We start from the raw sequence: 12,473 nt of genomic DNA on the forward strand, positions 1-12,473 counted from the left end.
AATTGATCTCATTTTTATTTCATGCATAATGCACTCAGTTTCAGCCGTTTTCACGTTGTAGGAGAAAAGTGTGAACGCTCGACGGTACGTTGTTTGTGGTGTCGTTTCAGTTGCATTACACAGTTTGGCTTTGTATGCACAACAGCCACCCACACCCGAATTTTCGATGAGTGATGTCCAAACCGGTCATCGTGTAGCTATTCAGCTTGTGGCCGCGGCGACGCCTCAGCCAAAGGCCCTGCCGGAAGAGATAGTCGAAGTTAAAGAACCGCTCGCTCCTGAGATTCAGGAGACGCCACCTTTGGTCGAACCGACTCCTAAGCCCTTGCCTCCCGAAAAGAAACCCATCGTAGAAGCCAAGGCCGAAAAACCATTACCAAAACCTAAGAAGGTTGAGCAGCCTCAGCCTAAAAAAGAAAAGCCTAAGAAGGTTGAAGAGCCAAAGCCAAAACCCGTTGAAAAAAAGAAGAAAACTGAAATAGAACCGGTTAAGAAAAAGCAGGTAGACAAAATACTGCCACCCCCCCTAAAGCCTGAAGAAAACGTAGACAGCGATCCACAAGATAACGTGGCGGATGCGCAAATGAATCAAGCCAAAGACAGTGCGCCAGTACTCGTTGAACGCCCTGCTTTTAAAGTGCGTCCAAGCCAGCCTAAGTATCCACGTATCGCTAAACGCAGAGGTATGGAAGGCAATGTTTTAATTGAAGTTTGGTTAGATAAAGATGGCAATCAAACTGATCAAAATATTTTGAAGAGTTCCGGCTTCAAGGAACTTGATACCGCCGCCTTAGACGCTGTCAAAAAGTGGCGCTTTAACGGCTACAAACAAGATGGTGTGGCTCTCGCGCACCGCGTCAGAATTCCTGTTCGTTTTAATCTGGATTAATTATGTTGGATCTACAATTTTTCTCATCCATTCACGCTCAACTTGGCATCATGACTTGGCCTTTAACGCTGCTTTCAGCGCTCACGCTTATGTTGATCGTTGAGCGCCTGTTGTTCATGGCTTTAAATACGAAAACTCACAGCAAAAGCCTTCAGAAGCAGATCTATACCTTATCGCTGACTAACGATGAAGAACTCGACCACTACGTGGAGATTCATCAACATGAAAAAAGCACCTTATCTCAAGGGCTTTGTATGTTGATCAGCCATCGTCAGTTTACAAAAACACTTCGTGAAGAAGCAGTAAGCATCTGGCTGCAAAAGAAACGTCGCCAATTCACATCGGGACTTAAGTTACTCAACATCATTGGTGTTCTTAGCCCACTTATCGGTTTATTGGGTACAGTTCTAGGTTTGATTGAGATGTTCAAAGGTTTGTCTGCCACACAAGGTGGGATCTCTCCCGCTGAGTTAGCCGATGGATTGGGACTAGCGATGTCTACCACCGCCGCTGGTTTGTTGATTGCTCTACCCGCTATTGCTTCGTCTCAAGTCTTCACGCTTTGGGCGGATCGCACACTCACAAAGATCGAGTACGTGTTGAATCACTTCAACTTGCACCTTGCTGGCGTGTCTTTCGACGAAAGTGAAATGTGCAGAGCGAAAACAACCCAATGCGCACCTTGTGCAAATCCAGTTGTTTCATGTCCAAACGTCCAGGACGGTGCGGCATGATCCGTTCTCGTTCAGACAGCGAAATCAGTACATTTACGCCTGATCTTACCCCGCTGCTGGATATCATTTTTATTGTGATGGTGTTTCTTCTGCTCACGGCAAATGTCGAATTCAAAAGCATGGAAATCGCGATTCCCCAAACACAAGACTCAGGGGTACTGGCGTCACCAGAACAGCAGATGATTGCCATCAACATCCTTGCAGATTCCCCTGCATGGGCGATTCAAGGACAGCCAATCGACAATTGGCCTTCTTTTACGCAAACCCTTTTAGAAACCATTGAAGCCAACCCTAACAAGACGGTTGTCATTGCTGCTGACAAATCCGCAGCAGTGGAAGACATGTTAAAAGTCCTCGCCTTCATGCAACAAAACCAAATTACTGCTACTAACATTGTGATGGAAGAAGAATGAACACGACTAAATCATTAAAAGCGCTCTCTCTTACCTTGTCGTTACTACTGAGTCCTTTCGCGATTGCTGATGAAACTCGCATTATCAGTGCGGGCTCAACCGTCACCGAACTCCTTTTTGCCCTAGGTGCGGATAAACAAGTTATCGCTATCGATCTGACCAGTCGCCATTACCTCAATGACAGAGAGATTCCCGTGTTGGGATACCACAGACAGCTTGCTGCAGAAGGTTTGTTGGCATTAAGCCCTACCCATCTGCTTGGCTCTCCTGATATGGGTCCAGACACGACATTGCAACTGCTTAAACAAGCGGGTGTTAACGTTGAAACTCTGCCAACCGGCAATTCGGTCGAAGCCTTCAACGAGCGCGTTGATACCATTGCTGAGCTAACCAACACGTTGGATCAAGGTGAAACCATCAAAGCCAACGTGAGTCAGCAAATCAAAACACTAGAATCACAACAGCCAGACACCGCCCCTTCAGTGCTTTTCATGATGCTTTCTGATGGTCGTCCAATGACAGTCGCTGGCGATGAAACGACTGTAAACACCGTCATCGAATTAGCCGGTGGCGTTAACCCTGCTGCCAAAGAAAGCACGAGTTACAAACAACTGTCAGCAGAAGCAATCGTCACAATGCAGCCCGACTATATTCTGGTATCAGATCGCACGTTGAGCCAAATTGGCGGTTTAGAAGGCATGTTAAAGCAACAACCTTTGTTGGCAGCAACCCCCGCTTTCCAAAATAACAAAGTGATTCCGATTCAAGGTCACGCAATCCTTGGTGGTTTCGGGTTGGCGAGCTTAGATCTTGCGACCTCTATCAATACCCGTTTTAACAACGATATCGAACCCGCAGCGAAGTAACTAGAAAAAATGAACGAGCTAAACACACGTCGTGTACCAATGAAATGGATGCTACTCATCGCATCTACACTGCTTTACGTTGCAATGGTGAGTTCCATCACCTTAGGCCCGATGGATATCAGTTTCTCAGACAGCTTAAAAGCCTTGATCCCAAATGCATTAATACAAAGTGACCTTCCCGATTACGTCGGCGTCATTATCCAACAAGTCAGGTTGCCTAGAACGTTGCTGGCTATCGCAGTCGGTGGCATTCTTGCCATTTGTGGTGCTGTCATGCAGGGGCTATTCAGAAACCCGCTTGCTGACCCTGGCATTATCGGCGTATCCGCCGGTGCGTCATTAGGTGCGGCTATTGCGATTGTGTTGTTTGGCGGGATGATTGGTCACACGGCTCTCCTTACCCTCGGAACCGTTCCCCTTTTCGCGTTTCTTGGCGGTGCCCTTGCGACCTTTGCCATTTACTATATGGGTACAAACAGTAATGGCACGTCAGTCACAATTATGCTTTTAGCCGGGGTTGCCCTTGGTGCAATTGCTGGCGCTGGCATGGGTCTGCTTAACTACTTTGCAGACGATCAAGCATTACGTGATCTTTCATTGTGGACAATGGGCTCTTTGGCTGGTGCTTCGTGGGACTCCATTTCATTCGCCTGCATCTCCCTTTTCTTGCTGGCATTTTTCTACCAAAGAAATGCCAAAAAGCTCAATGCTCTGCTTCTAGGTGAAGCGGAAGCTCGCCACTTAGGCATTGATGTTCAGTCACTCAAACGTCAATTGATCTTACTCACAGCGGCGGGGGTTGGCGTTACCGTTGCACTTTCAGGGATGATTGGCTTTATTGGATTGGTTGTTCCCCATATTGCACGCATGCTTACTGGCCCTGACCACCGCTCGCTATTGCCAGTTTCACTTGTGTTGGGTGGCCTTATCTTGCTCGTGTCAGACATGATAGCGCGGACCATCGTTGCCCCGCTGGAAATTCCCGTGGGCATCGTCACGGCGGCGATTGGCGCTCCATTCTTTCTAGCCTTACTGCTGAAACAACGAGGACGATTAGCCTAATGAGTATCAATATCCGCGGTGCATCACTCACAATGGGCAACAAGGTTCTCTTGGATAAAGTGAATCTTAGTTTTAACCCTGGCGAACTCACGATCATTCTCGGACCAAACGGCACAGGCAAAAGTAGCCTTCTCAAATTGCTGAGTCGCGAATGGAAATGTGATGGGGAACTTTCCTTCTATGGAAAACGAGCACATGAGTGGAAACCAGAATTGTTGGCGCAATCTGTTGGCATACTTCCTCAATCGAGCAGCCTAACGTTTGGTTTTACCGTGAGAGAGGTTGTGGAACTAGGTGGTCTCGCGTTAAGTGCGTCTAACCATGAGATACAAGAGATTGCCACCTACAACATGACACAAACCGATGTTTTGCACCTTTCAGAACGTTTATATCCGAGTTTATCTGGTGGTGAGAAGCAGCGTGTTCACCTCGCACGCGTGCTAACTCAAATATCTAAGGCAGAAAGAAACACCGTGCTCATGTTGGACGAACCGACTTCAGCGTTAGACATTGGCCACCAGCACAAAACGTTACGGCTTGCTAAACGCATGGCAAAAGAGGGATCAACCGTGATCGCCGTAATCCACGATCTTAATCTGGCTGCACAGTACGGTGACCGCATCATCATGCTAAACAAGGGTAACATTGAGGCTGATGGCACGCCTGATTCGGTGCTCAATGCCGACAATATCGAATCTGTATACGGTTGGCCAGTGGACGTCATGCCGCATCCACAACATCACTACCCGGTTATTTTGGCGTAATGCCTTTTGTTATCACGACGCTTAGCTGACGCCCCAATTAAGGGGCGTCATTGTTTGCATGGATTCGTCATCATAATAATCAACGCGTTCGTCCCAATAAAACAGTTCTTAGTTGATGCTAGGCGCATTTTTGCAACGACTTCGCGGCTTAACAATACTACGCTATAAAAAACCAATCTCGCGCTCGCGGTGCTTAGTTGCAGCACGATTTCGGTTAGACTTTACTTGTCTATGCGTATTTACGAACTACAAGGATCACATAATGATTCGTACGGGTATTGTTGGCTTTGGCTTTTCTGCACAAACTTTCCACCTACCATTTCTCTCTGTGCTGCCTGATTTTGAGCCAGTCGCGGTGGTATCTTCAAACCAAACGTTAGTGAAAGAGAAACTGCCTAACGCAAGTTACTACTCAAACATTGAAGAAATGCTTAGAGATGCTGAACTTGACCTCGTTGTGATAACCAGCCCCAATCACACCCACTATGAATTCGCCAAACAAGCGCTAGAAGCTGACTGTCATGTACTGCTAGAAAAGCCGTTCGTGGTGAATAGTGGTCAGGGACTCGATCTCCTTCGCATTGCGAATCATCGCGGAAAAGTACTGTGCCCTTATCAAAACCGACGATGGGACGGCGATTTTCTTACCGCAAAAGAACTCATAGAATCAGGAAAACTCGGCAACGTACGAGTCTTTGAATCAAATTTCGATCGGTTTCGCCCAGAAGTCAGACAACGTTGGCGCGAACAACCCGGCGAAGGGTCGGGAATTCTGTATGACTTAGGGTCTCACCTCGTTGATCAAGCCCTCTTCTTGTTTGGCGAACCTATATCCATTACAGCTTGCTGCAAATCAATGAGAGACCAATCTCAAACCACCGATTACTTCCGAATAACATTCCATTACCCAGACAAGGAAATCATCTTAAGTTCCAGCCCATTTCGTTCTGGCAATGGAGCAAGGTTTGTCGTGCAAGGTGATAAAGCGACGTTCACTTGCGCTGGCTTAGATGTTCAAGAACAGCAATTGCGTGACGGTGTCACAGCCACTTATTCAGAATTTGGCCGCCAGCAACACCAAGGCAAGCTAGAAATTGGTGACAACGTCACCGAAAAGGACATTGAATTAGAATATGGCTGCTATTCCGAACTCTTTGCAATGTTAGCCAGCGCTATTCTTAATGGTACACCACCGCCAGTTGATACCTATGACGCCGTCAAAGTCATCTACGCGCTAGAACTCGCCCAACACTCATCTGAAGCGGGTAAAACTGAACGCTGGCAATTCTAAACACGCCCAGAAAGCCCACTATAAAACCTTCCTATAGGTATCACTCATTCACACGTCATTGAGTGGGTGATACTTAAATGTCTGTAGAAACACGTTGGATGTTTACTCTCTAACTGAGAGTAATTTGGGGCAAGCATTTATAGTTATAGTGCGCTTAAGTTAGATTGTTTGCTTTGTATCAGAGTGAAACAGGCGCTTGGTTTCCTCGCGGGTCTACACTGATTTCCAATACTCAATTTACCCTCTCCGATAACCAAAGCTCGTCTTTATACCTTCAAACATAACAACTATGGTCACGATAGTTAAAAACCAAAAAAAACCTGCACATGGCAGGTTTTTTCGAAGACGTCCTTACGCTCAAAGCATGTTATTTAGGACAACATAAGCCAACATACCTGCAAGTAACCAGAATACAGAAAGGTTGAACTTACGCAGAACAGCAAATCCAACGACCACAGCAATAATATCTGAAATACCATGTACCGCAGACAGCCATACCGGCTGATAGAACGCTGCCACCAATAAACCAACTACTGCAGCATTAATAAGCACCACTGAACCTGCGAATTTATTATGGTTCATGACGTTTTGCCATACAGGCAATGCAGCAAACAGTAGCAACGCGCCTGGTAAGAAGATCGCTAACGTGGCGATGAGACTTCCCACAACAGGATGAATACCGTCCATTGACGCGCCAATATAACTTGCAATGGTAAACATAGGGCCAGGTACTAGCTGTGCAGCTGCATAACCCTCAACCAGAGCATCACCAGAAACCGCATCTCCAATCAGAGGCTGAAGCAATGGTAGAACCACGTGACCCCCGCCAAATACAAAGCTGCCTGCTTGGTAGAAGTGATTAAACATACTAATCAGAGGTGTGCTGGTGAGAGACGGCAAAACCAACAAGGCAACGAACACACCGAATAGAACGAAAGTCTGAGTCAGGCTTTGGTCTTTGTTCACACTGGTCCTTTGAGAATGTGGTTTGCGAATAAATATCCAACCCAACACACCAGCAACAACGATAGGCAATAACTGTGCAAGTAAACCTGCTTGCCAGAGAATCCAACCAGATGAACCCACACATACCGCTAGCGTTGATGCGTTAGTGATAAATTTCTTCGCCATTGTCCAAATCGCATCGGCAACCACAACAACAGCAAGCAGTTTGGCTGCCGAAATCAATATCGACAACCAAGTGGCATCACCAAGTTTCGCGCTATATATCGCTGCAAGCGTCAATAATAGAAAAGAAGGGAAAGTAAAACCGACAAACGCTGCAATCGCGCCCAAGTACCCTGCTCGATGGTAACCGATGAACATACCCAATTGGCTACTCGCCGGCCCTGGTAAAAATTGGCACAAGCTCAATGCCATGGTGAACTTCTCTTCTTCAATCCATTTACGCTTATCAACAAACTCTCGCTGAAAGTAACCAATATGCGCAACAGGCCCGCCAAAGCTCATACAACCTAAAACCAAAAAACGAATGAAAACATCAAGCATTGCAATTACACCCTAATTATTTTGCTTAATTCTAACGAACTTATCCCCATTGATAGAAACAATTCGTATCAATCAAAACTATTAACCAAATCGATATGTCGTGAGAACCATTCTCTGTCGTCAGTATTTTGGTTACTAAGATCACGATGATCCGTACTTTTGTTACAAATGTATGTGAGCACACACTAACATGCTTGATTATTGTTTCCCATGAAAAACAAACAAAAACTATCCGTTTATTGTCAATTAGTTAGAGTGAGGTGACGCAATAAAAAAACAAAGAAATGAAAACGTAATTTACTTCCAAATCATGATCTCATGGTGATTTTAAGTGGGTCTCTTCCAGTGAGATGATCTCGTAGCCTGTTTACGGCGTTTGATGTGTGGTGAGTAGAGATGTACACAAGCAGACAGCTTGCAGCAGTGTGAGCAGACAACTGCCCCACTGCTTTATGGGGTTTTGACTGTTGAATACTAACAACGGCAGCATTCACTCTTTTTTTGTAGGCAAGCTATCGATACGATTGATGAAAAACAAATTGTGACAACGTCACTCAACCATGAGCACATAGTTGTGATACGCTATCCTCTTCTCATCAATGAAGAAAATATGCATGTTAGATCATCTTCAACAAATGGTTGTCCTTGCTACCGTAGCGCACGAACAGCACTTCACTCGCGCAGCTGAGTTTTTGGGTATATCCAAATCTCAGGTGAGTAAGCAAATTCGGTATCTTGAAGAGCGACTCGGCGTTCAACTCGTGCAGCGCAATACGCGTTCAGTATCTTTGACTGAAGCTGGCAAACAATATGCCGCGTTTGGACGACAAATTGTAGAAACCATGCAAGATGCAGAGGCCATGGTCGCAGGCTATCGAAACGAAATATCGGGGAGACTAAAAGTTGGCATTGCTCAGTCTTTTGGCAACCAGCAGATCACTCGTCTACTCTCTTCGTTTCAGGAGATTTACCCTGCACTTGAGTTAGAGGTGCATCTTTTTGATCACCGCCCAAATTTGGTTGAAGATGGATTTGACTGTTGGCTAGCGATTCATGAACACCCACCGGAAGGTATGGTGGCAAGGAAGCTCGGGGATTGTCAGTTTCACATCGTCGCATCGCCTTCTTATCTCGAAGCACATGGCGAGCCATCACACCCCGCCGATCTGCGAGAGCATAACTGCATTACTTATCAAAGTGTTCAACGCACCTATGACCAATGGCCATTTCAACGAGATGGCAGCGAACAGTCCGTAACGATCCGTGGTTCTTATCGAATCAATAATGCGCCTGCGGTATTGGAAGCGGCAAAGTCTGGGGTTGGAATTGCCTATATCGCCACGTATTTGCTCGGGGATGAAATCGCGAGTGGTCAGTTGAAAGTACTCATGCCAACGTGGAAGCCGACCATGAATTTACCCGTATATGTGGTTTATCCAAGAAGAGAGTTTTTGGCACCGAAGGTCAGGCACTTCGTTGATTTTCTCTCTGAAAATATCAATATAGGTAAGGACAATCGCTATTAAGTATTTATCGAACATTTAGTATCACGCTTTCTTTAACCCGCATGATTCTGTGATTTGGTAGATAGAGATCAAAAAAGGAGTGACACTGTCACTCCTTTTTATTTTTCATTTACTCATTATCTTCACGTGTCACCGAACAGATACGGCAATAACGTGCAAAAACTGCGTTCCTGTTATATGCCCGCTTTTTTGTCTGTTGGCATTGCATACATGGATCTCACGATTTTCGCGACACCGTCCGGTAGCGCCGATATTTTGCTATCAAACAATTGACGATCACTATCAGTGATCGACGAATGATCTTTTCCTGCCGCAATATAATTAGACGGGAACAGATGATAATTTTGATAGATTTGACGGTCGATTTCAGCGGCTAATGCGTCTGGCGTTTCGAAATCGTTGCCAATCACATCCCCAAAGGCGACGTGAATACGTCGTTTTTGGCCAACGATACCCTGCACTATGCTCTCGATATCTTCGAATTCGCCCTTCTCATATCCACCATCTTCTTGCTTACGGTAAAGCTCGTTAGCTTTTGCCGCGTCACAGGGATCATTCTCATAAGAGATGGTAATAGGAACGATACGCAACGAAGCAATGTAGTCAGCAAAAGCGATTTTTTGACGACGGCCTTCTACATGAAACATTTTTAGAATAGCAGGATCTGTTTTGTCGTTGCCATCTTTGGCTCGCCCTTCTTTTTGTGCAATCCACACCGACTGATTCTCATCAATTGAATGTTTAATGTACGCAGAAAGTTGGCCTAATGCTTTCATCATTTCTCTTGGACCTTTCGCAGAACGTTTCACGATAAAACTCTTGTTCAGCTTCATCAGTTCTGTTGCGCAAGGCTTTTTGAGGAGATTGTCACCAATCGCGATTCTTAGGGTATCAAAGCCATTAACGTGCAAACACCAGTTTACCATCGCCGGATCCATAGCTATGTCACGATGGTTTGATACAAACAAGTAGCTCTGTTTCGGATCTAATTTTTCCAAGCCACTTATTGTAAACCCTTCAGATGTATTTTTGACCATCGACTGCATGTAGCTAGCAACGTTCATTTGTACATCACGTACGGTTTTGACTTTATTCCACTTAGAACGGAGGTAGTGTTTCAGTAACGGTTTGACCAACCAGCCCACGACTCCAGATAGTTTAGGGAAACGATACTTTAAGATCGCCGAAATAAATTCTTCATCATTAACCAAGCGCTCAATAGCACCAGGGACTTCATCGTCACGATAAGGGCGAATTTCTAAGAATGGATCATTTGTTTGAGGCACGAGACTCTACTTTCTCCGTTGAAAAACCGCGACATTCTACGCTGATATGAGTTTTCGAACATTGTTTAGGTCGTCATTCAGCACAGGTTGGAGGTCTTACCTCCCTTACTATTCATCAAATCGTATCAAATTGTACGTTAATCGCCCGATAAGATTCGCACTGCTTGATCTAGATAACAAAACAAAAGACTATGTGCGCGTCAGTTCAAGAGAAATACACAATGAAGCAAGCCATCGAGTTTAATCACTACCACGCAAAAACCATGATCATTGGTGCTCGTAAAAAGCAGCCTTTTGCAAGTTACGTTTTTGTACATAAAGGTTCAGCGCTAATCCGACTTGGAAAGCATGAGCTTCCTCTCTGCACTAACCAAGGTTTTTGGTTGCCAATGGAATGCCTCAATGCCATGACCGTTCTTAAAGGCTCGGAAGTATCAACCTTAAATTTCTCAGTCCGTTCTATTGCCTCTTTACCTACTCAAGCAGGTTTTGTTGAGTCATCGTCTTTAATGAAAGGCATTGTTGAACAGTTAGTCCAATATCAAAAGCGCGATCAACAACAGTGGGATAGCCCTCACGGCAGATTACTTCGTTGTGCACGAGACTACTTATCTATCGTGACACCAACAGACAACAAGTCAAATGTGTTCCGCCAATTGCTGGGCTCACTTGATGCATTGAATAATGGCCATGCATTGAACGACACACAGCGTGATGAATTAAAACGAGCGCTCGGAATTTCAGATGACGACATCGCGATTCAGCTTCGTGTTCGTGAATGGGTTCGCCTTCATAAATCAGGACGCTCCTTTGCTAAGATTGCCGCCGACGTCGGTTTGTCAGAATCAGAGGTGGGACAGTTGCTTGAGCACGTCGCAGGTGTGAGTTAGGGCAAATTGCCCTAACCATTGAATTGAACCTTGTGCTGGACGGTTAACTACTGAGATTTACTACTGAATAGGTACCTGCATCTGCAATAAAATCTCGGTATTAGTATCTTCATGCCAGCGCATGTCTAACCGATACCGAGCATCACTGATATTGGAATCCGTACTAAAACTGAAGTTTAAACCATGGTTAAGAATCCAATCCTCTGTTGAGCTTTCTTCCAGTGAAAAACCTTGATACTCGTCTGGCTTCCAAACACCAAATCCGTAGTACGAGTTTCCACTGGTGGTTGTTAAATACTGCGGAACATCAAATCCGTATTTCCACCCATCCCAAATTGAAGGTAATACCGTATCTTCAATGGACCATTCAATAACGCTGGCTTCATGGGATTGAGAAAAGTTGATTTGATATGCCCCGCCATCTTGAATCGTGTAAGGCGTTCGTAAATTCAAACGCGATTCATCTATGGCAGCATAAGATAGTGACACTGTCACTAAACTTCCTAGCACGACGCTTATTATTTTAATTTTTGTAATCAATGGGAACACATTACCCTATCAATTGATGATAACGGAGACACAAGGTGCACCTCCAAATCGAGACGATTTATTATTGTCGTTTTACATACTTTTTGAATCGAGGCCAATTGCCTACCTCGAAACAACTATCAATCAAAAAAGTCTTTATATTCAATCGTTGCCGCAACTGATGTTGTTGTTAGACTATCTATACTTAAGCCACTTTGTAGCTTATTTCGAATATCGGTACTCCTGACAGGAACAACTTCAGGGCAAGCAAGCACGCTCCAACGGCTCACAATATCTTCAGAACGGTGAAACTTACTAAAGCTTAAAAAATTATCTGGCCCCAGTACAAACGTGAGTTCTGAAGTGGGATATTGGTTCTGAATATGCTCCATCAGCGCCCATGTAGTCACCGCACCGCTTTGCCCAAGTTTTTCTTCATCTTTACAAAGTACAAGATTGCGACAGTCAACATCGGCAATAAATCCTTCAACCCATTGGCAACGTTTAGTGAAATCAGCCATTTTCTTTCCCCAAGCGTGCGAGAAACTGGGGACAAGAAGAACAAGGTCAAAATGAGAGAGGCGCTGCAGGACGCTTAGATGCCCTAGGCTGGGCGGATTAAACGCACTGCCAAAAATGGCGATTCGTTGAGGTCTATCCATGTTTCTCAGTATTATTCTGTTTAGACAAGGGTTTATGTATTGATACTTAATCG

The 12,473-nt window shown here is 45.1% G+C and carries 13 protein-coding genes; 9 read left to right on the forward strand and 4 right to left on the reverse strand.

Translation table 11 applies throughout. The annotated features are described in order from the left end of the window. Positions 1–166 precede the first annotated feature (166 nt). From L4D06_RS08705 to L4D06_RS08735, 7 genes are all read left to right on the forward strand, one after another. Positions 167–889 carry an energy transducer TonB gene (locus L4D06_RS08705; protein ID WP_429738867.1) on the forward strand — a complete coding sequence of 241 codons (723 nt, stop codon included), beginning with the start codon at positions 167–169 and terminating at the stop codon, positions 887–889. 2 nt (positions 890–891) lie between these two features. Continuing rightward, positions 892–1,623: a MotA/TolQ/ExbB proton channel family protein gene (locus L4D06_RS08710; protein ID WP_274163172.1), complete on the forward strand. Its 732-nt coding sequence runs from the start codon at positions 892–894 to the stop codon at positions 1,621–1,623. After that, positions 1,620–2,036, forward strand: a complete 417-nt coding sequence (locus tag L4D06_RS08715) for an ExbD/TolR family protein (protein WP_274163173.1) — start codon at positions 1,620–1,622, stop codon at positions 2,034–2,036. The genes L4D06_RS08710 and L4D06_RS08715 overlap by 4 nt, the downstream gene beginning before the upstream one ends. Then, the gene (locus L4D06_RS08720) at positions 2,033–2,902 is read left to right on the forward strand and encodes a heme/hemin ABC transporter substrate-binding protein (RefSeq protein ID WP_429738870.1); all 870 of its coding nucleotides are present in this window, start codon (positions 2,033–2,035) and stop codon (positions 2,900–2,902) included. The genes L4D06_RS08715 and L4D06_RS08720 overlap by 4 nt, the downstream gene beginning before the upstream one ends. 9 nt (positions 2,903–2,911) lie before the next feature. Next, a complete protein-coding gene (locus L4D06_RS08725) occupies positions 2,912–3,964 on the forward strand; it encodes a FecCD family ABC transporter permease (protein WP_429738872.1) in 1,053 nt (350 codons plus the stop codon). Further along, positions 3,964–4,728, forward strand: coding sequence for a heme ABC transporter ATP-binding protein (locus L4D06_RS08730; protein ID WP_429738874.1), 765 nt, complete (start codon positions 3,964–3,966; stop codon positions 4,726–4,728). Before L4D06_RS08725 ends, L4D06_RS08730 begins: the two co-directional genes overlap by 1 nt. Before the next feature lie 262 nt (positions 4,729–4,990). Further along, the gene (locus tag L4D06_RS08735) at positions 4,991–6,019 is read left to right on the forward strand and encodes a Gfo/Idh/MocA family oxidoreductase (RefSeq protein WP_429738876.1); all 1,029 of its coding nucleotides are present in this window, start codon (positions 4,991–4,993) and stop codon (positions 6,017–6,019) included. Between the two features lie 357 nt (positions 6,020–6,376). On the opposite strand, the gene chrA is transcribed toward L4D06_RS08735, so the two are convergent. Then, a complete protein-coding gene (chrA, locus tag L4D06_RS08740; protein ID WP_429738878.1) occupies positions 6,377–7,528 on the reverse strand; it encodes a chromate efflux transporter in 1,152 nt (383 codons plus the stop codon). Positions 7,529–8,142: 614 nt separating this feature from the next. Between chrA and L4D06_RS08745 the strand changes: the two genes are divergently transcribed. Beyond that, positions 8,143–9,054, forward strand: a complete 912-nt coding sequence (locus L4D06_RS08745) for a LysR family transcriptional regulator (protein ID WP_429738880.1) — start codon at positions 8,143–8,145, stop codon at positions 9,052–9,054. Between the two features lie 173 nt (positions 9,055–9,227). Here the strand turns inward: L4D06_RS08745 and L4D06_RS08750 are convergent, their stop codons facing one another. Then, positions 9,228–10,340, reverse strand: coding sequence for a 1-acyl-sn-glycerol-3-phosphate acyltransferase (locus L4D06_RS08750; RefSeq protein WP_274163180.1), 1,113 nt, complete (start codon positions 10,338–10,340; stop codon positions 9,228–9,230). A 221-nt stretch (positions 10,341–10,561) separates the two neighbouring features. Between L4D06_RS08750 and L4D06_RS08755 the strand changes: the two genes are divergently transcribed. Beyond that, positions 10,562–11,230 (forward strand): hypothetical protein, encoded by a 669-nt coding sequence (locus tag L4D06_RS08755; RefSeq protein WP_274163181.1) that lies wholly within the window; start codon positions 10,562–10,564, stop codon positions 11,228–11,230. Positions 11,231–11,290: 60 nt separating this feature from the next. Here the strand turns inward: L4D06_RS08755 and L4D06_RS08760 are convergent, their stop codons facing one another. Together L4D06_RS08760 and L4D06_RS08765 are read right to left on the reverse strand one after the other, a co-directional pair. Beyond that, positions 11,291–11,725 carry a hypothetical protein gene (locus L4D06_RS08760; protein WP_274163182.1) on the reverse strand — a complete coding sequence of 145 codons (435 nt, stop codon included), beginning with the start codon at positions 11,723–11,725 and terminating at the stop codon, positions 11,291–11,293. Positions 11,726–11,898: 173 nt separating this feature from the next. After that, on the reverse strand, positions 11,899–12,420 hold the full coding sequence (locus tag L4D06_RS08765) for a nicotinate-nicotinamide nucleotide adenylyltransferase (RefSeq protein ID WP_429738883.1): 522 nt from the start codon (positions 12,418–12,420) through the stop codon (positions 11,899–11,901). Positions 12,421–12,473: the final 53 nt, after the last annotated feature.

Source organism: Enterovibrio makurazakiensis (assembly GCF_050336585.1).
Lineage (GTDB): Bacteria > Pseudomonadota > Gammaproteobacteria > Enterobacterales > Vibrionaceae > Enterovibrio > Enterovibrio gelatinilyticus.

What these genes read in the sequence shown, in the direction of transcription:
- L4D06_RS08745 (WP_429738880.1), top strand. Translation starts at nt 8,143, where the DNA reads ATGTTAGATCATCTTCAACAAATGGTTGTCCTTGCTACCGTAGCGCAC.
- L4D06_RS08725 (WP_429738872.1), top strand. Translation starts at nt 2,912, where the DNA reads ATGAACGAGCTAAACACACGTCGTGTACCAATGAAATGGATGCTACTC.
- L4D06_RS08755 (WP_274163181.1), top strand. Translation starts at nt 10,562, where the DNA reads ATGAAGCAAGCCATCGAGTTTAATCACTACCACGCAAAAACCATGATC.
- L4D06_RS08735 (WP_429738876.1), top strand. Translation starts at nt 4,991, where the DNA reads ATGATTCGTACGGGTATTGTTGGCTTTGGCTTTTCTGCACAAACTTTC.
- L4D06_RS08730 (WP_429738874.1), top strand. Translation starts at nt 3,964, where the DNA reads ATGAGTATCAATATCCGCGGTGCATCACTCACAATGGGCAACAAGGTT.
- L4D06_RS08765 (WP_429738883.1), bottom strand. Translation starts at nt 12,420, where the DNA reads ATGGATAGACCTCAACGAATCGCCATTTTTGGCAGTGCGTTTAATCCG.
- L4D06_RS08705 (WP_429738867.1), top strand. Translation starts at nt 167, where the DNA reads ATGAGTGATGTCCAAACCGGTCATCGTGTAGCTATTCAGCTTGTGGCC.
- chrA (WP_429738878.1), bottom strand. Translation starts at nt 7,528, where the DNA reads ATGCTTGATGTTTTCATTCGTTTTTTGGTTTTAGGTTGTATGAGCTTT.
- L4D06_RS08715 (WP_274163173.1), top strand. Translation starts at nt 1,620, where the DNA reads ATGATCCGTTCTCGTTCAGACAGCGAAATCAGTACATTTACGCCTGAT.
- L4D06_RS08720 (WP_429738870.1), top strand. Translation starts at nt 2,033, where the DNA reads ATGAACACGACTAAATCATTAAAAGCGCTCTCTCTTACCTTGTCGTTA.
- L4D06_RS08710 (WP_274163172.1), top strand. Translation starts at nt 892, where the DNA reads ATGTTGGATCTACAATTTTTCTCATCCATTCACGCTCAACTTGGCATC.